Consider the following 18,281-nt stretch of genomic DNA (forward strand, 5'->3'; position numbering starts at 1 on the left):
GCTCAGTTAAAAAGCTCAGCTTTTAGGTTTTGCCTTGCGCATAAGCGCATAAGCCGGGCCTGAGAGCACATAGGCACCGAACAGCAAGAGTAGCATTACGGACGGTTCGACCGAAATCATGACAAACCCCAACACAACGGCCAGCAACACCACAAAGGGTACAGGCTTTCTAAAGTCGAGATCTTTAAAGCTGTAATAGCGGATGTTGCTGACCATCAGAATGCCGGCGGCGGCCACAACGACCAACATTAGCAGCTTGAAGCCAAACGCATCCGCATCAAAGCTGTGGAAGGTCCAAACACACGCAGCCACTAGTGCAGCCGCTGATGGGCTAGGAAGGCCGATAAACCACTTCTTATCAACACTTCCGTTTTGTACATTAAAGCGTGCCAAGCGAAGTGCCGCGCAGGCGACATAGAGAAACGCGACCACCCAGCCGGTCTTACCGATATCTTGCAAAATCCAGGTAAACGCGACAAGCGCAGGCGCCATACCAAAGGAAATCATATCGGCCAGGCTATCGTACTCAGCCCCAAATTCGCTTTGCGTATTGGTCATACGCGCAACGCGGCCATCCAACCCATCCAGCACCATGGCAATGAAAATAGCGACTGCGGCCGACGTAAAATCACCGTTAATACCGGCGACAACGGCAAAGAAGCCTGAAAACAGAGCGGACGTAGTAAACAGATTGGGCAGTAAGTAGATTCCCTTGCGGCGAACTTTCTTGCCATCCTCTACCGCATCTTCGACGATCTCTGTGTCGCGTAGAAAGGCGGCAGCTAAATCCTCATTGTCGACCTTTTGAGTCTGGTCGTGGTTTTCGGGCTGGGGTGTACTGGCCTGCTCTTGATCGCGAGCGTCCTGAATCATAGGTGTCATCCGTTTAATAAAAAGCCACAAATAGTGAACACTTTCATTCTACACGGTGAGCTTTAGTCAGCCAGTCAATTACCGCACGTAGACAAAAATGCATGACGGCTAGCCCTATAAAACAAAACGGGGTGCGCCAAAGCGCACCCCGTTCACCAAGTTAATAAGCACCTACTGCTTGAAAACACTAACGCCTGGATTTGTCGACCAGCTGGTCGTGATCCAGAGCATCATGCAGTTTAGGGCTTACCTGGCAATTTCATATGAAGTGACTTTTGGTCTTAAACCGGAAAAGGTCACCATTTTTATCGTGACAACCGCGTAAGCGAGGTTTCAGAAAACCATTATTAAGTCATTACGTTGTTATAGTAGCGTGTCAGCGCTGATGGCCACCGCGCCGTCTAGTGCAGCGCTGGTAAAGCGTCAAGCAACTTTACGTTACACGCACCTTTGCGTAAAACGCTGTATTTGCAACAAACTATTTCACATATTGAAATGACGGTACTGGCATGGATTTTCGCTTACTGAAGCACTTTGTCACGCTTTCTGACACGCTCCATTTTGGCCGCGCCAGCGAGTTGAGCCACATTAGCCCATCGACGCTTAGCCGCTCTATTCAGCAGTTGGAGGAGGAGTTGGCCACTCGGCTATTCGAGCGTGACAACCGCCATGTCGCACTGACTCCCCAAGGGCTCAGTTTTCAGCACTACGCACGCGAAACGTTAGAACAGTGGGAAATGACCAAGCGTAGCCTGGCCAATGAAGCGACCATGCTGAGCGGTGAGATCAGCATCTACTGCTCAGTAACTGCCAGTTACAGCTTCCTGTATGAGCTATTAAGCGATGTACGAACACGTCATCCCGGCATTGAGTTAAAGCTGCATACCGGTGATCCGGCGAATGCCATGAAAAGAGTGATGGAGGGTGACGATGATATGGCGATTACGCCGCGCCCCCGTATCCCCCCTAATGCGCTGGCGTTTAAGTCATTAACACGTTCACCGCTGGTATTTATCGCGCCAAACGAACCGTGTGATTGGCTACCCAGCTCCCCTGAAAGCTCAACGGCAGCGCAGTGGCAGCAAGTGCCCATGATTCTTTCTGAAGCAGGCTTATCGCGGGAGCACGCCAACACCTGGTTTAAAGCGATGGGTATCACGACACGAATCTACGCACAGGTGGCCGGGCACGAAGCAATTGTTAGTATGGTGGGCCTGGGCTTTGGCGCAGGCGTGGTTCCCAAAATCGTGTTGGATAACAGCCCGCTTGCCAACCGCGTCCGCATATTAAACGTAAAACCTGAGCTGCCCCACTATGACGTGGGCCTTTGCGTTCTAAATCGGCGTTTAAAAAATCCGATTATTGAGGCGCTTTGGTCTGCGATTAGCGAACGTTAATCAATTATAAAAAAGCACCGCCTCGGTGAGGCGGTGCTTTTGGGTCGAGCAATACGACCTGGCTAAACGTGCGGTGAGCAAGTACTTAAATCGATAGCACCTTGTCACCACGCGCAATACCAGAAACGCCGGTACGTGCCACTTCAAGAATCCCCACTGGCGCCATGGCCTGCAGAAAGGCGTCCAGCTTGGCGGCATCACCGGTAATCTGCACGGTATACAGATTAGGTGTGACATCGACGATCTGCGCCCGAAAAATATCCACGGTACGCTTCACTTCATCGCGGGCAGCCCCCAATGCCTTTACCTTCACCATCATCAGCTCACGCTCAATGTGGCTGCCTTCGGTCAAGTCAACCAGCTTCACCACATCAATCAGCTTGTTAAGGTGCTTGGTGATCTGCTCAATGACGCGATCATCGCCAACCGTGGTCACCGTCAACCGCGAAAGCGACGAATCTTCCGTAGGCGCTACGTTAAGCGTTTCAATGTTGAAATTACGCTGGGAAAACAGGCCGACCACACGTGACAGCGCACCCGGTTCGTTTTCCAACAGAATCGAGATGATATGTCGCATCAGGTACGCTCCGTTTTAGACAGCAGCATGTCGCGCATGGAGCCTAACGGCACCTGCATCGGGTAGACGTGCTCGAAAGGATCCACCTTCACGTCAAGGAACACCAGTTCGTGCTTGTCGGCAAACGCACGCTCAAGCGCTGGCTCAAGCTCATCCTGAGTAGTGACGGTAATCGCGGTAAACCCATAAGCCTCAATCAACAGATGGAAATCAGGCAGTGATTCCATATAAGAGTGCGCATGACGTGACTTGTAGTTCAGATCCTGCCACTGACGCACCATGCCTAGCGAGGCATTGTTCAGATTGAGAATTTTGACACCTACGCCGTACTGCTTACAGGTGGAGAGTTCCTGCATCATCATCTGGAAGCTGCCTTCCCCGGTGACACACACGACGTCGTCGTCCGGGTAGTTCTGCTTGATCCCCATGGCGGCCGGGAAGCCAAAGCCCATGGTGCCAAGACCGCCTGAGGTAATCAGCCGGTTGGGCTTATCAAACTTGTAGTACTGAGCCGCAAACATCTGGTGCTGACCTACATCGGTCGTGACAAATGCTTCACCGCGCGTTATCCGGCACAGCGCTTCAACAACTTCCTGCGACTTTAACGCTTCGCCTGGCTTGGATGGCTCGTAAAGTTTGCCTTTACGCTCGGCACGCCAGCCGTCGATCTTTTCCCACCATTCAGCAAGTGCTTCAGGATGCGCAATGGGATGGCCCTGAATCAGGCTAATCATCTCATTAATAACGCTACCGGCAGGCCCTACGATAGGGACATCAGCACGCACGGTTTTAGAGATAGAGCTGGGATCAACATCGACATGAATAATTTTCGCCGTGGGGCAGAACTTTGATGTGTTGTTGGTAACCCGGTCATCAAAGCGTGCGCCAATAGCGATAATCAAATCAGCGTGGTGCATGGCCATGTTGGACTCATAAGAGCCGTGCATGCCCAGCCAGCCAAGGCTTTGACGATCACTTTGCGGATACGCGCCAATGCCCATCAGCGTGGTGGTAATCGGGAAACCCAGCTTTTTGACCAGATCGGTTAAGCCTTCACTGGCCTTACCGGTCACCACACCACCACCGGTATAAAACACCGGGCGCTTGGCTTTAAGCATTAGCTCAATGGCTTTTTTAATCTGCCCTGTATGGCCACGTGTCACCGGGTTGTAGGAGCGCAGCTTGACCTTTTTCGGGTAGATATACTCGTAGCGCTCGGTCGGCGCGGTCATATCCTTGGGAATATCGACCACCACAGGACCGGGGCGCCCAGTAGAAGCCAGATAAAATGCTTTTTTAAGCACTTCCGGAATTTCAGACGGATGGCGGATCGAAAAGCTGTGCTTCACGATAGGCCGGGTGACACCCACGATATCGGTTTCCTGGAAGGCATCTTCGCCAATCAGATGGCTGGCCACTTGGCCGCACAGCACCACCATCGGAATGGAATCCATATAGGCAGTCGCAATACCGGTAACGGCATTGGTAGCGCCAGGCCCTGATGTAACCAGCACCACACCCGGTTTACCCGAGGCGCGAGCGTAACCGTCGGCGGCATGCGTGGCCGCTTGTTCGTGACGCACAAGAATGTGCTTCACATCGTCCTGGCGAAACAGCGCATCATAAATATGCAGCGCCGCACCGCCGGGATAACCATAAATGTACTCAACGCCCTCATCTTTCAAGAAGCGGGCGATCATATCTGCGCCGGAAAGCAGTTCCACTGTATTTCTCCCCTAGAGGTCTCGAGTGCGATCCGCAGGACATCCTGCGGTGTCGAGTGCGGCGGTATGCCGCTGCCGGCCCATGCCGGCACCTGATGCCAAACCCTGGCATACGGCCCGGTTAGGGCCTGCACTCTCTGAGAGGCACTGATCCATGACGACATACATCAGTGACTCTCTTTCACGGCTGATTGCCGTGTCGGGGCGTTGGCCAGGCTGAGCGGTTAGCTCAAACCCGGAAGTCCTTCGGCGGGTAAAGGCTTACGCCTACCCTTCGCGCGGTGAAAAGGGGTTACCCGTAGGTCCGCGCCCGCAAATCAGGAACAGATAAGATTCCATTAGGCTCTTGGCATGTCAACCATCAATGCCCGATGAATGTGTAAAGAAGCGGTTTGAGACAAAAAAGCCCCGCCGGCAAGGCCGAGCGGGGCATATAGTTATAACCAGGAACGCCTGATTATCAGTGAGCGCTTAGCTATTAAACACAAGCTTACCGTCCGAGGCACTCACCCGAATGACATCGCCTGGTGAAAACTTGCCTGCCAGCAAGTCTTGCGCCAGCGGATTCTCGATCCGACTCTGAATAGCACGCTTGAGTGGCCGCGCGCCATAGACAGGGTCAAACCCAATAACCGCTAGCTGCGCCATGGCGTCATCGCTCACCTCAAGGCCTAAATCGTGCTCAGCCAAGCGGGCTCTCAAGCGCTCCAGCTGAATGCCTGCAATTGCCTGAATTTGCTCCTGCCCCAAGGCGTGGAAGACGACCACTTCATCTATCCGGTTGATCAGCTCAGGGCGGAAGTGATTACCCACCACCTCCATGACCTTGTTTTTCATGTCCTCATAGGCGCTTTCTTTATCAGCGCTGACGTCACCGCCCATGCGCTGAATAATGTCTGAGCCCATGTTGGAGGTCATCACGATCACGGTATTGCGAAAGTCCACCGTGCGGCCCTGGCCATCAGTTAACCGACCATCTTCCAATACCTGCAGCAGAATATTGAAGACATCTGGGTGGGCCTTTTCCACCTCATCCAGCAACAGCACGGAGTAAGGTTTACGACGCACCGCCTCGGTTAAATAGCCGCCCTCTTCGTAACCTACATAGCCGGGAGGCGCACCGATCAACCGCGCCACGGAGTGCTTCTCCATGAATTCCGACATATCGATACGCACCATGGCCTCTTCGGTGTCGAACAGGAAGTTGGCCAATGACTTGCAAAGCTCGGTTTTACCCACCCCAGTAGGCCCAAGGAACAGGAACGAACCGTTCGGCCGGTTAGGGTCGGACAACCCCGCACGTGAGCGCCGCACGGCGTTAGCAACAGCTTCAACTGCCTCATCCTGGCCAATTACGCGCTCATGCAAGGCATCTTCCATACGCAACAATTTATCGCGCTCGCCTTCCAGCATTTTGGACACCGGAATGCCGGTCCAGCGCGATACCACCTCTGCTATCTCCTCTTCCGTCACGTTGGAGCGCAGCAACTGGTGCTTGGTAATATCGGCTTCACTTTCACCGCTTTCGGCAATTTTCTTTTCCAGCTCAGGGATTTGCCCGTACTGAATTTCCGACATGCGTCCTAAATCGCCCTGCCGTCGTGCCTGCTCCAGATCAAGGCGCGCCTGCTCCAGTTCTGCCTTGAACTGAGCCGAGCCTTGGATACTGGCTTTTTCTGCCTTCCAGACTTCATCCAGGTCGGCATACTCGCGCTCAAACTCATGAATCTGGTTGTTAAGCGCCTCAAGGCGTTTTTTAGTCGCCTCGTCGGTCTCTTTTTTAAGCGCTTCCCGCTCCATCTTGAGCTGGATTAAACGCCGGTCCAGGCGGTCCATTGCTTCAGGCTTGGAATCAAGCTCCATACGAATCCGCGAAGCCGCCTCATCAATCAGATCTATCGCTTTATCGGGCAACTGCCGATCAGTGATATAGCGAGTGGAAAGCTTCGCCGCAGCAATAATCGCCGAGTCGGTAATATCCACGCCGTGGTGAACTTCATAGCGCTCTTTTAAGCCGCGCAGAATGGCCACGGTATCTTCTTCCGTCGGCTCATCGACCAGCACTTTCTGGAATCGACGCTCAAGTGCCGCGTCCTTTTCAATATATTTGCGATATTCATCCAGCGTGGTCGCGCCTACGCAGTGCAGCTCGCCCCGTGCAAGCGCAGGTTTGAGCATATTGCCCGCGTCCATGGCGCCTTCCGCCTTACCGGCGCCGACCATGGTGTGCAACTCATCGATAAACAGAATGACCCGCCCCTCTTCCTGGGCAAGCTCTTTGAGAACCGACTTTAAGCGCTCTTCAAACTCACCACGGAATTTGGCACCGGCTAAAAGCGAGCCCATATCCAGCGACAGTACGCGTTTGTCTTTTAAGCCTTCCGGCACTTCACCATTAACGATACGCTGCGCCAACCCTTCAACAATCGCCGTTTTACCGACGCCAGGCTCGCCAATCAGAACCGGGTTATTTTTGGTACGGCGCTGTAGTACCTGAATGGTGCGGCGGATTTCATCATCACGGCCAATCACCGGGTCAAGCTTGCCATCCAGCGCACGCTGAGTAAGGTCAAGGGTGTACTTGTTGAGCGATTCCCGTTGATCTTCAGCGTTAGGGTCATCAACGCTTGCCCCACCGCGCAGGCTATTAATCGCCGCCTCAAGGGACTTCCGGTTAACGCCCGCCTCTTTCATTAACTTGGCAAGCGGGCCATTCATTTCCAGCGCCGCCAGCAGCACGAGTTCGCTGGCAATGAACTGGTCGCCACGCGCTTGTGCTTCACGGTCGGTCAGGTTGAATAATTTAATGAAATCCCGTGATGGCTGCACTTCGCCATCGAACTGGCTTACTTTAGGTAAGTTATCAAGCTGCTGCACTAACCCATCACGCAGACGCGAGCTTGAGCCTCCGGATTTTTCGATCAGGGCTTTAATGCCCGTATCCTTGGTATCCAGTAGCGCAAGAAGAAGATGGGAAGGGTCTAACTGGTTATGGCCGCGGCCAACGGCCAAGGATTGCGCTTCAGCAATAGCGGCCTGAAGCTTGGCAGTAAACTTATCAAAACGCATAGTGAGCCTCTTGGATTAGCCCTGCGCCCGAACGCACGGCGTTTCGGAAAAAAATGCTGTCCACTTTCCTAATAAATATTAGCTTTGTAAGTTAAATGGTGCTAGTTCCGCCGTTTTCAAGAGGAGATAATGCCAACCTGGTTATTTTTTGACCCAGATCACACTGGCCATGCGCCCCGTCGTACCGCCATCACGACGATAAGAGTAAAAACGCGATTCGCAGGCAGTACAGAAGTGCCCACCGCTAATATGTTCAACACCGAGCGCTTCCAAGCGAAACCGCGCCAGCCGGTACAAATCGGCCATGTAGTGCCCCATTCGATAGGGACTATGGTCAAACGCTTCCGCCGTTTCTGGGTGTACGGCAACAAAGGCGCCATACACTTCCGGCCCAACTTCAAACTGAGCATTGGAAATAGCCGGGCCTAGCCATACGAGAATATCCTCGGGCTCGCTATTCATGGCGGCCACCGTCGCCTCTAAAACGCCTCCAGCCAGCCCCCGCCAACCGGCGTGAGCAACGGCCACCTGCGTCCCGGCTTGATTACAAAACATCACCGGCAGGCAATCTGCGGTCAGCACGACACAGGCGTATTCATTGGAGGTGGCGACGGCAGCATCGGCCTCTGGCACGTCGGCCTGGTAGCCCTGCTGAACGCGTGCGCCATGCGTTTGATTTAACCATAGCAGCGGGCGCTCATCGCCAATCTCTTTTTGCATCAAGCGGCGGCAAAGCGCCACATGCTCAGGGTTATCACCGACGTGAGAGGCGGGGTTAAAAGCGGCAAATTCTTCTTGGCTAGGGCCCGTTTCCCGGGTGCTCACAAAGGCCTGCACATTATCAGGCGCAGGCCAATCCGGTATTAGTAGCGTTGGCCGTAAATCAATGGCATCACTCATTGCATGGTCTCACTGTCTTCGCGCAGGTAGTCCAACAACATTAGTAGATCATCGGGCAGATCAGCGTGAAAAGTCAGCGTTTCGCCGCTCACCGGGTGCACAAAGCTTAGCTCGCGGGCATGCAGCGCCTGGCGAGGGAACTCACGCAGGATTTCCTTAAGCGGCCCGGCAGCGCCAGGTGGCAGCTTGGCGCGTCCGCTATAGAGCGGATCGCCAATCAACGGGTAACGGGCATGAGACATATGCACGCGAATCTGATGCGTGCGTCCGGTTTCCAGCTTACAGCGAACGTGCGTATGCGCGCGAAAACGCTCCACAACGCGAAAATGGGTCACGGCAGGTTTACCAGCGTTGGTGACAGCCTGGCGTTTACGGTCTTTAGGATGGCGGCCAATAGGCGCATCAATGGTGCTGCCTGCCACAGGCTTACCGATCACCACCGCATCATACTGGCGTGATACGCTGCGTGCCTGCAGTTGCTCAACCAGGGCCGTTTGCGCTTGAATAGTTTTAGCCACCATCATCAAGCCAGTAGTATCTTTATCCAAGCGGTGAACAATCCCCGCGCGAGGCACTTCAGCAAGCGCCGGGTGATGATAAAGCAGCGCGTTGAGCAAAGTGCCATCACGATTGCCCGCCGCAGGATGCACCACCATATTGGTGGGTTTGTTGATCACCATCACGGCATCATCTTCATAGACAATGCTCAGCGGTATGTCCTGCGCTTCAAAACGCAGATCTTCTTCAATGGTGGCCTTTAACACCAGCATTTCATCACCGTGCAGCTTCGCTTTCGGCTTGGCCTGGACGCCATCGATGGTTAGCTCACCCGCGTTGATCCATGCTTTCAGGCGCTCGCGTGAGTAATCGCTGAATAACTCCGCCGCTGCTTGATCCAACCGTGCACCTGCAAGTGTTGCGGGCACGCGCTGCATGGCTTCAACTATCCGGGGCATGACGTTATTTCCTTTGACAACACTCGACAAAACGCCACTAAGCCTGCGTTTTGCGTCGAGGTGATTTATAGTGGGCTTACTGCGACCTATTCTACCATTTCTACTTATGGCCATCGTCGCTTTTCGGTGATTGAGGCTTGTTTGCAACGAGGATGATGATGCGCGTTTTTTCTGCTGCCAACCGCTTTGGTGCCCTTGCTTTAAGTCTTGCCTTATTGGCAGGCTGCGCCAGTAATGACACGACCCCGGAAGAAGAAGATGAGTTTTCCGGAGTGCAAGAGCGTGAGCTCTACGAACTTGCTCGCACCGCGCTGGATAGCAACCGCTACCCCATTGCGATTGAGCGGCTGGAAGCGTTGGATACACGCTATCCTTTCGGCCCGCATGCTGAACAGGCGCAACTAGAGCTGGTGTACGCCTACTATGAAAACGGTGACTGGGAAGAAGCACGCGCCGCCGCCAGTCGGTTTATTCGCCTGCACCCCGACCACCCGCAGGTTGATTATGCCTACTACCTGCGCGGACTTTCTGCCTGGCAGGCGGGTCGTTTCAGCCTTGAGCGCCTTCGCTTAATTGATATTTCCAAGCGCGACATAGGCGCCTCGCGTGATGCGTATAACGACTTCCGTGAACTGATCCAGCGCTACCCGCAAAGTGAATACGCCCCGGATGCGCAGCAGCGCATTATTTATTTGCGCGACTTGCTGGCCCAGCATGAACTGCATGTTGCCGACTATTACCTGCGCCGTGGGGCTTACCTGGCCGCTGTCGAGCGTGGGCGTTGGGTGATCGAAAACTACCCCGAATCCAATGCCACCCGCGACGCACTGGCCGTTATGATCGAGGGTTATCAGGGTTTGGGCATGAACGATCGCGCTCAAGAAGTCATCATTGTACTGCGTGAAAATGCTCCCGACCACGAGCAACTTCAAGGCGACCGCTTTGTACCCAAGCACTAAAATGAACGCAATGGACTGATGACAGTACGGTTTACCCTCCCAAAAAACCACGCCTCGGCGTGGTTTTTTAGTTGGCGTTACGCTAATACCTGTTAATCGCCCGGCTGCCAACCGTTAACAATCGGGTAACGGCGATCACGTCCAAAGCCGCGCGATGTGACGCGCACGCCCACCGGGGCCTGGCGACGTTTGTACTCACAACGGTCTACCAGCTTGACCACTTGATAGACATCTTCATGGTCATAACCCGCTGCGATGATCGCTTCAGCACTCATGTCACCTTCGATATAGCACATGAGGATAGCGTCCAACACATCGTAATCCGGTAGCGAATCGCTATCCTGCTGGTCAGGCGCAAGCTCTGCGCTGGGCGGACGCTCAATGACGCGCTCAGGAATAGCAGGAGACTGCGTATTACGCCAGCGGGCCAAGCGGTATACCCAGGTTTTATAGACATCCTTGATGGCGTTATAGCCACCCACCATGTCGCCATACAGCGTGGCATAGCCCACCGCCATTTCACTTTTGTTGCCGGTGGTCAGTACCATCAGGCCTTTCTTATTGGAAAGTGCCATCAGCAGTACGCCCCGACAGCGCGACTGAAGGTTCTCTTCGGTGGTATCACGCTCAGTGCCCGTAAAGCTTTCCGAAAGCGTCGCCATAAAGGCATCGACCATGGACTCGATAGGCAAAACGTCGTAATGCACGCCAAGCATTTCTGCCTGAAGGGCAGCATCCTGCCGGGAGATATCCGCAGTGTAGTGGTACGGCATCATCACTGCCTGAACGCGCTGTGGGCCCAGTGCGTCTACCGCAATCGCCAAGGACAGCGCCGAGTCGATTCCGCCGGAAAGACCCAGCACCACGCCTTCAAAGCCACTTTTATTGACGTAATCACGCAGCCCCGTTACCAGCGCACAGTACAGGCTCTCTTCTGGCTCGGCATCCGGCTCAATTTCACCTGACTGCGGCTCCCAGGTAGAGGCGCTGGTTTGCAGCAGTTGCACCGGCATTAAGCCTGCCTGCCAATACGGAGCAAGCACTTTTAGCTGGCCCTGTGCATCCACACAACTGGAACCGCCGTCGAACACCAACTCATCCTGGCCACCAATGGTATTCACATACACAATCGGGCGGCTTACATCTTGCGCGCGCAGCTCCAGCAAGCGGAGCCGCTCGTCTGGTTTATCCTGATGATAAGGGGAGGCGTTCAGGCTAATCAGCACTTCCGCCCCGGCGGCGGTGGCAGCCCGTGCAGGCGCGCCTTCCCACAGGTCCTCACAAATTAAAAGACCGAGCTTGGCCCCCTTATGCTCATACACCAACGGCTCTGTGCCTGGGGTAAAGTAGCGCTGCTCATCGAAAACCTGGTAATTGGGTAGCGCTTGCTTGGCGTATTCGGCCTCCCACTGGCCGTTATACAGCACGCCCGCCATGTTATAGCACTTGCCTTCACGGGTCCCCGGATAACCAATAATCACCAGCACGTCGCGGGCGACCTTTTCTGCCATTTTGGCCCGCGCTTCGCGCAACCGTGCTTCCATGGAGGGGCGCAGCAATAAATCTTCCGGTGGGTAACCGGACAAAAACAGCTCAGGGAAGATAACAATATCTGCCCCATGCTCAATGCGCGCTTCGCGCACGGCTTCAATAGCGCGCGCCGCATTACCGGGAATATCCCCGACAAGCGGATCGAGTTGGGCCATTACCAGCGTTAAATCTTGCATGGGCGTTAAAATCTCTTGAGAATCCTTGGAACATTATTACCTGCGTCAATGCATTGTCCCGCAAGGACTGCCTGCTGGCAAAGCCCGCATGCGCATTGATCGTTTTCGGCTCCGTTTAGGAGGACTGGCAAGGATGAACCTTTTGATTATTCGCTTGATAATTTTCGCTGTGCTGTTTTACGCAGGCCTAAAGCTTTACGGCATGTATCGGCAGCACAAACTCGACCGCGACGCAAAGCGCAATGCCTTGAACCGTCACGAAGGCGGCCAAATGGTGCGCTGCCGCTGGTGTGAGGTCCATGTCCCGGAAAGCGAGGCACTGCGCGACCACGAACAGTGGTTCTGCTGCAGCGCCCATCGCGACCGTTATCTTCAAGAACAACAGGATAAAAACGACGGCGCTTAACTCTTTAACCGTGCTTGCGTCGGCAAGTAGGGCGTAGGGTCAATCAACGGCATCCGATCAAGCAGCTGGTCCACCAGCAAGTGGGTAGAAGCAGGCGCCAGTACGAGCCCATTGCGGTAATGCCCGGCGTTTACGTAGACGTTGGGCTGCTCTGGAAGTGCGCCAATAAACGGGATGCCATCGGGTGAGCCGGGGCGCAGGCCTGCCCAGTGATAAGCAACCGGGCAGTCCGCCAGCGCGGGAACAATACGCTCAGCGCTCTGCTTTAACGAGGCCAGCGCCTCCTCATCGGTAGCTTTATCAAACCCGGTGTCTTCCAGGGTGGAGCCGACAAGCAGCAGACCGTCGCTACGCGGAATTACATAGCGACCATCTTTCAAGACGACCCGCTGCACAAGCCCGGCAGGTGCCTGGTAGGCGATCATCTGGCCTTTCACTGGGCGTACGGGTAACGCCACGTCAAGCGTAGCCAAAAGCCCTGCACTCCAGGCACCACCGCACACGACCAACCGCCCCGCCTCCACCACGCCTTGCGAGGTGTTAACACCCACCACCTGGCCGCCACGGCGTATCACGCCATGCACCTCGCACTGCTCCCGTAGCGTTACATTGGGCATGGCGAGTAATTTAGCGCGCAGCGCCTGGCCAAGCCGTGGGTTTCGCACACTGCCAAGGGTTGGCATCCACAAGGCATTTTCATGGGCAATGGCAACATCGGGTTCTTTTTGTTGCACGAAATCAGCGTTAACCTGCACCAGCGGTTTGCCTAGCTGACGCGCCCACTGCAGTGCTTTATCGTCATCATCGACATTTAAATAGAGCAATCCCTTTTGACGATACTCAGGGTCAATGCCAGTTTCTTCCAGCAAACGTAGCGCAAGCGTTGGGTAAACTCCTTCCGACCAGCGAGAAAGTTGCGAAATGGGCGGTGCGTAACGCCACGGATAGAGCGGTGATACAATGCCACCACCCGCCCAGGAGGCCTCTTTGCCACACATGCCGCGCTCAACAAGAGTGACGTGTTGACCGGCATCCGCTAACTGCAACGCGGTCAGCATACCGATCACACCGCCGCCAATAATTAGAAAATCGCTCACAGGCATTGCCTACTCTGGCTTACTTGATGACCGGCCCAGGCCGGATACGGACAGTGAGCATAGCGAGGAGGCCGAGCAGGTCAAGTCACAGGGAAGACTGCATGACGCACAAGCACAGCGAATATCCAACCTACCTTCAAGGGTTTACGCTCATTGAGCTGCTGATTGTGCTGATTCTGGCAGGCATATTGGCGGCTTGGGGCATACCCGGCCTTCAATCACTGAGTGAGCGTACTGCAGTTACCAGCGAAGTGAACCGACTACAAACCGCACTCACGTTAGCTCGCAGTACCGCCATTACTCAGCACCGCGATATTACCTTGTGCCCCGCGACGGCCGACCGCAGCGCTTGTGCGCGTGATTGGGGGAATGAACTGATGGTGGTTAGCGCCGACAAGACCCGAGGCATCCATAAAGACGAGATAATCCGGGTGTTTCCATCCACCAACGGCGTTAACGTTAGCAAGAACGGTCATGCGCGGATCAAATACACCCCGCTCGGGCATGCCACGGGGTTTAACAGTACGTTCTCCATCTGCCCTGCCAGCACACACAGCAGCACTGAGGGGGCAAGCCTGGTACTCAGTACGCTTGGCCGGGCTCGTATTGCAGAGCCGCCTGCCAGCTGTTAGCGGCAGGCGGCTTTCCCTTCTTGAGCAGCTTAATTAGGCGATACCGTCCAGATAACGCTCGGCATCCAGCGCAGCCATACAGCCACTGCCCGCCGAAGTAATGGCCTGACGATAGATGTGATCCATCACATCGCCACACGCGAACACACCCGGCACGCTGGTGGCGGTAGCATTTCCTTCAAGCCCTGAATTCACCTTGATATAGCCGCCGTTCATAACCAGCTGGCCTTCAAACATCCCGGTGTTGGGGTGATGGCCGATGGCAATAAAGAGGCCTGGCGCCTGGATTTCTTTTACCGTGCCATCCCGTGTTGATTTCAACCGTACGCCGGTAACGCCAGTGTTGTCGCCCAGTACTTCATCAATTTCCTGGAACCACTCCAGCGCAATAGTGCCTGCTTCGACTTTTTCGAACAGTTTGTCTTGCAGGATCTTTTCCGCACGAAGGGAGTCGCGGCGGTGTACCAGAGTAACTTTCGACGCAATATTAGAGAGATACAGCGCCTCTTCCACGGCCGTATTGCCGCCACCCACTACAATGACTTCCTGGTTACGGTAGAAGAACCCGTCGCAGGTGGCACATGCTGAAACACCTTGGCCCATAAACTGCTGCTCAGACGGTAGCCCGATATAGCGAGCACTGGCGCCCGTGGCCACAATCAGCGCGTCACAAGTGTAAATACCGCTGTCGCCCTTGAGGGTGAACGGTTTTTCATCAAGGCTGACTTCATTGATATGATCGAACAGCACCTCGGTATTAAAGCGCTCGGCGTGCGCTTTCATCCGCTCCATCAGCTCAGGGCCTTGTACCCCTTGGGCATCGCCTGGCCAATTATCAACGTCTGTCGTGGTGGTTAACTGGCCACCCGCTTGCATTCCGGTGATCAGCAAAGGCTTTAAGTTAGCCCGTGCTGCATACACGGCCGCTGTATAACCTGCCGGGCCGGACCCAAGAATAATCAAACGTTCATGACGCGTTTCCATGACACCACCTTGTAAATGTCTAGCTGATAAAGTCGCAAAGAGTTTGCCTGAAATGGTGCCAAGTACAAGCTATTGCAAGGTTAAGTATTGACTATTAGGCGAAGACACCTTGAATCAACCTTTATAAACACCCATGTCCTACTACTATGTAAGCCATACTAAAAAGGAAGACTGTGACCGTTTCGCGGCGTGACATACCGTGCAACGCAATGAGAGGAGAAAGGCATGAGTAATACACCCGATACGCTTCAAACGTTGGAAGTAGGTAGCAAGCAGTACCGCTACTACAGCCTTCCCAAGGCGGCCGATGCGCTTGGCAACATTGACCGACTCCCCAAATCGCTCAAAATTTTACTCGAAAACCAACTGCGCTTTGCCGACGATGAAAGCGTTGAACAAGACGATATGCAAGCCCTTGTCGATTGGCAGAAAGAGGGCAAATCCAGTCGTGAAATCGGTTATCGCCCGGCGCGCGTATTAATGCAGGATTTCACCGGCGTACCCGGTGTGGTCGATTTGGCCTCCATGCGCGCAGCAGTAGAAAAACTGGGTGAAGACCCGGCCCGCATCAATCCTCTTTCTCCGGTTGACCTGGTGATTGACCACTCGGTCATGGTCGACAAGTTTGGTAACGCGACGGCGTTTGAAGAGAACGTCGAAATTGAAATGCAGCGCAACCGTGAGCGTTATGAGTTTCTGCGCTGGGGCCAACAGGCCTTTAATAACTTCAGCGTGGTGCCGCCCGGCACCGGCATTTGTCATCAGGTAAACCTTGAGTACCTGGGCCGAAGCGTGTGGACCAAGGAAGAGGACGGCACCACATTTGCCTACCCGGATACCCTCGTGGGCACCGACTCCCACACCACCATGATCAACGGCCTGGGCGTGCTAGGCTGGGGCGTGGGCGGTATTGAGGCGGAAGCGGCCATGCTCGGCCAGCCAGTCTCCATGCTGATTCCAGAAGTTATCGGCTTCAAACTGACCGGCAAACTGCGAGAAGGCATTACCGCCACCGACCTGGTACTCACCGTGACGGAGATGCTGCGCAAAAAAGGGGTTGTGGGTAAGTTTGTCGAATTCTACGGCGATGGCCTAAAAGACCTGCCGCTTGCTGACCGCGCCACCATTGCCAATATGGCCCCGGAATACGGCGCTACCTGCGGCTTCTTCCCGGTCGATGACGAAACACTGAACTATATGCGCTTAACCGGGCGCGAAGATGACCAGATTGCGCTAGTAGAAGCCTATAGCAAAATGCAGGGCTTATGGCGTGAGCCGGGCGATGAGCCGGTGTTCACCGATGCCCTGCACCTTGATATGACCGAAGTGGAAGCCAGTCTCGCTGGCCCTAAACGCCCGCAGGATCGCGTTGCCTTAAAAGACATGGCCGCCGCCTTTAATAAAGTCATGCAGGAGGATGCCAAGGCACAGCCCAACGCGGAAAAAGGCAAGTTCGACTCAGAAGGCGGCCAGACAGCCGTGGGCATTGAGCGCAGCCTTGAGGGGGACTTCAAGCACGCCTCCAGCCAGAAAGTCACCATTGACGACCAGGATTTCAGCCTAGACCCAGGCGCGGTGGTCATTGCTGCCATCACCTCATGCACCAATACGTCCAACCCCAGCGTGATGATGGCTGCAGGCCTGCTGGCGCGCAAAGCGCGTGAAAAAGGCCTAACCACCAAGCCCTGGGTGAAAACCTCGCTGGCGCCTGGCTCCAAGGTCGTCACCGACTACCTGGCCGCGGCCAACTTGAACGAGGATTTGAATGCGCTGGGCTTTAACCTGGTGGGTTATGGCTGCACGACGTGTATTGGCAACTCAGGCCCACTGCCTGAAGCGATCGAGAAAGCGGTAAACCAGGGAGATTTAACCGTCGCCTCGGTCCTTTCAGGCAACCGTAACTTTGAAGGCCGTGTTCATCCGCTGGTCAAAACCAACTGGCTTGCCTCCCCCCCCTTGGTCGTCGCTTATGCGCTGGCGGGCAATGTACAGCGTGATTTAACCCAGGAGCCACTCGGCCAGGACAGTGATGGCAACCCGGTTTATCTAAAGGATATTTGGCCCTCTCAAGCCGAAATTGCCGAGGCCGTCGAGAAAGTAAATACCGATATGTTCCGTAAAGAGTACGGTGAGGTATTTAAAGGCGATGAAACTTGGCAGGCAATTGACGTTCCTGAAAGTCAGGTCTACCAATGGCCCGAATCTACTTACATCCAGCACCCACCCTTCTTTGAAGGCATGGGACGCGAACCAGATGCGATCGAGGACGTCAGCAATGCCCGCGTTCTGGCCATGTTGGGCGACTCGGTGACCACTGACCATATTTCCCCCGCAGGCGCGATCAAACCGGATAGCCCCGCAGGCCGCTACCTGCAAGAACATGGCGTTAAGCCGGTCGACTTTAACTCCTACGGCTCGCGCCGGGGGAATCATGAGGTCATGATGCGCGGCACCTTTGCCAACGTACGTATCAAAAACGAGATGCTGGACGGTGTGGTCGGCGGCGAAACGCGCTATGTTCCCAGTGGCGAGCAAATGGCGATTTACGATGCCGCCATGAAATACCAGGAGGCTGGCACACCGCTGGTCGTTATTGCTGGTAAAGAGTATGGCACCGGCTCTTCGCGTGACTGGGCAGCCAAAGGTACCCGCTTGCTAGGCGTTCGCGCGGTTCTCGCGGAATCCTTTGAGCGTATTCACCGCTCCAACCTGATCGGCATGGGCGTGGTGCCGCTGCAGTTCCCGGAAGGTGAAACCCGCGAAACGCTGGGATTAACCGGCGATGAAGAGATATCCATTGCGGGATTAAGTGATTTAAGCCCCGGTAAAACGGTGCAGGTAGTGATTAAAACCGGTGAAAAAGAGCATACCGTTGATGCCAAGTGTCGAATTGATACGGTCAATGAGCTGGCTTACTACCGTCATGGTGGTATCCTTCACTACGTGCTGCGCAAAATGATCGGCGCCGCATAAGTAATAC

14 protein-coding genes are annotated in these 18,281 nt (G+C 54.7%); 5 read left to right on the forward strand and 9 right to left on the reverse strand.

The window, feature by feature from the left end:
• Window positions 1-15 precede the first annotated feature (15 nt).
• Window positions 16-873, reverse strand: a complete 858-nt coding sequence (gene pssA / locus ACT3RU_RS16985) for a CDP-diacylglycerol--serine O-phosphatidyltransferase (protein WP_087107270.1) — start codon at window positions 871-873, stop codon at window positions 16-18.
• 509 nt (window positions 874-1,382) lie between these two features.
• Here pssA and ilvY point away from each other — a divergent pair.
• A complete protein-coding gene (gene ilvY, locus ACT3RU_RS16990; protein ID WP_192528562.1) occupies window positions 1,383-2,270 on the forward strand; it encodes an HTH-type transcriptional activator IlvY in 888 nt (295 codons plus the stop codon).
• 85 nt (window positions 2,271-2,355) lie between these two features.
• Here ilvY and ilvN read toward each other — a convergent pair whose 3' ends face one another.
• From ilvN to rluD, 5 genes are all read right to left on the reverse strand, one after another.
• Window positions 2,356-2,847 (reverse strand): acetolactate synthase small subunit, encoded by a 492-nt coding sequence (gene ilvN / locus ACT3RU_RS16995; RefSeq protein ID WP_087107274.1) that lies wholly within the window; start codon window positions 2,845-2,847, stop codon window positions 2,356-2,358.
• Window positions 2,847-4,571 carry an acetolactate synthase 3 large subunit gene (locus ACT3RU_RS17000; RefSeq protein WP_192528563.1) on the reverse strand — a complete coding sequence of 575 codons (1,725 nt, stop codon included), beginning with the start codon at window positions 4,569-4,571 and terminating at the stop codon, window positions 2,847-2,849. The genes ilvN and ACT3RU_RS17000 overlap by 1 nt, the downstream gene beginning before the upstream one ends.
• 471 nt (window positions 4,572-5,042) lie before the next feature.
• Window positions 5,043-7,640, reverse strand: a complete 2,598-nt coding sequence (clpB, locus tag ACT3RU_RS17005) for an ATP-dependent chaperone ClpB (protein WP_087107278.1) — start codon at window positions 7,638-7,640, stop codon at window positions 5,043-5,045.
• A 141-nt stretch (window positions 7,641-7,781) separates the two neighbouring features.
• Window positions 7,782-8,540, reverse strand: a complete 759-nt coding sequence (pgeF, locus tag ACT3RU_RS17010) for a peptidoglycan editing factor PgeF (RefSeq protein ID WP_441679375.1) — start codon at window positions 8,538-8,540, stop codon at window positions 7,782-7,784.
• A complete protein-coding gene (gene rluD / locus ACT3RU_RS17015; protein WP_444628740.1) occupies window positions 8,537-9,496 on the reverse strand; it encodes a 23S rRNA pseudouridine(1911/1915/1917) synthase RluD in 960 nt (319 codons plus the stop codon). Before rluD ends, pgeF begins: the two co-directional genes overlap by 4 nt.
• A 158-nt stretch (window positions 9,497-9,654) precedes the next feature.
• Here rluD and ACT3RU_RS17020 point away from each other — a divergent pair, with 158 nt between their 5' ends.
• Window positions 9,655-10,455, forward strand: a complete 801-nt coding sequence (locus tag ACT3RU_RS17020; RefSeq protein WP_172118945.1) for an outer membrane protein assembly factor BamD — start codon at window positions 9,655-9,657, stop codon at window positions 10,453-10,455.
• Window positions 10,456-10,547: 92 nt separating this feature from the next.
• Here the strand turns inward: ACT3RU_RS17020 and ACT3RU_RS17025 are convergent, their stop codons facing one another.
• Window positions 10,548-12,182, reverse strand: a complete 1,635-nt coding sequence (locus tag ACT3RU_RS17025; RefSeq protein ID WP_193054711.1) for an NAD+ synthase — start codon at window positions 12,180-12,182, stop codon at window positions 10,548-10,550.
• Between the two features lie 133 nt (window positions 12,183-12,315).
• Between ACT3RU_RS17025 and ACT3RU_RS17030 the strand changes: the two genes are divergently transcribed.
• Window positions 12,316-12,588 carry a PP0621 family protein gene (locus ACT3RU_RS17030; RefSeq protein ID WP_193054712.1) on the forward strand — a complete coding sequence of 91 codons (273 nt, stop codon included), beginning with the start codon at window positions 12,316-12,318 and terminating at the stop codon, window positions 12,586-12,588.
• Here ACT3RU_RS17030 and thiO read toward each other — a convergent pair.
• The gene (gene thiO, locus ACT3RU_RS17035) at window positions 12,585-13,685 is read right to left on the reverse strand and encodes a glycine oxidase ThiO (RefSeq protein WP_444628739.1); all 1,101 of its coding nucleotides are present in this window, start codon (window positions 13,683-13,685) and stop codon (window positions 12,585-12,587) included. The two genes, ACT3RU_RS17030 and thiO, sit on opposite strands and share 4 nt — an antisense overlap.
• Before the next feature lie 101 nt (window positions 13,686-13,786).
• Between thiO and ACT3RU_RS17040 the strand changes: the two genes are divergently transcribed.
• Window positions 13,787-14,317 carry a GspH/FimT family pseudopilin gene (locus ACT3RU_RS17040; RefSeq protein ID WP_444622207.1) on the forward strand — a complete coding sequence of 177 codons (531 nt, stop codon included), beginning with the start codon at window positions 13,787-13,789 and terminating at the stop codon, window positions 14,315-14,317.
• 33 nt (window positions 14,318-14,350) lie between these two features.
• Here the strand turns inward: ACT3RU_RS17040 and trxB are convergent, their stop codons facing one another.
• Entirely contained in the window at window positions 14,351-15,301 is a 951-nt protein-coding gene (gene trxB / locus ACT3RU_RS17045; RefSeq protein WP_087107294.1) for a thioredoxin-disulfide reductase, read from the reverse strand.
• Between the two features lie 225 nt (window positions 15,302-15,526).
• On the opposite strand from trxB, the gene acnA reads away from it, so the two are divergent.
• Complete coding sequence (gene acnA, locus ACT3RU_RS17050) at window positions 15,527-18,274, forward strand: aconitate hydratase AcnA (RefSeq protein ID WP_172118940.1); 2,748 nt, start codon at window positions 15,527-15,529, stop codon at window positions 18,272-18,274.
• Window positions 18,275-18,281 lie beyond the last annotated feature (7 nt).

The sequence above is a fragment of the Halomonas sp. TP35 genome (assembly GCF_052375975.1).
GTDB lineage: Bacteria > Pseudomonadota > Gammaproteobacteria > Pseudomonadales > Halomonadaceae > Vreelandella > Vreelandella citrativorans.

Excerpts from the sequence above, each read along its gene's own strand:
- pssA (WP_087107270.1), bottom strand. The coding sequence starts at position 873 with ATGATTCAGGACGCTCGCGATCAAGAGCAGGCCAGTACACCCCAGCCC.
- ilvY (WP_192528562.1), top strand. The coding sequence starts at position 1,383 with ATGGATTTTCGCTTACTGAAGCACTTTGTCACGCTTTCTGACACGCTC.
- ilvN (WP_087107274.1), bottom strand. The coding sequence starts at position 2,847 with ATGCGACATATCATCTCGATTCTGTTGGAAAACGAACCGGGTGCGCTG.
- clpB (WP_087107278.1), bottom strand. The coding sequence starts at position 7,640 with ATGCGTTTTGATAAGTTTACTGCCAAGCTTCAGGCCGCTATTGCTGAA.
- pgeF (WP_441679375.1), bottom strand. The coding sequence starts at position 8,540 with ATGAGTGATGCCATTGATTTACGGCCAACGCTACTAATACCGGATTGG.
- rluD (WP_444628740.1), bottom strand. The coding sequence starts at position 9,496 with ATGCCCCGGATAGTTGAAGCCATGCAGCGCGTGCCCGCAACACTTGCA.
- ACT3RU_RS17020 (WP_172118945.1), top strand. The coding sequence starts at position 9,655 with ATGCGCGTTTTTTCTGCTGCCAACCGCTTTGGTGCCCTTGCTTTAAGT.
- ACT3RU_RS17025 (WP_193054711.1), bottom strand. The coding sequence starts at position 12,182 with ATGCAAGATTTAACGCTGGTAATGGCCCAACTCGATCCGCTTGTCGGG.
- ACT3RU_RS17030 (WP_193054712.1), top strand. The coding sequence starts at position 12,316 with ATGAACCTTTTGATTATTCGCTTGATAATTTTCGCTGTGCTGTTTTAC.
- ACT3RU_RS17040 (WP_444622207.1), top strand. The coding sequence starts at position 13,787 with ATGACGCACAAGCACAGCGAATATCCAACCTACCTTCAAGGGTTTACG.
- trxB (WP_087107294.1), bottom strand. The coding sequence starts at position 15,301 with ATGGAAACGCGTCATGAACGTTTGATTATTCTTGGGTCCGGCCCGGCA.
- acnA (WP_172118940.1), top strand. The coding sequence starts at position 15,527 with ATGAGTAATACACCCGATACGCTTCAAACGTTGGAAGTAGGTAGCAAG.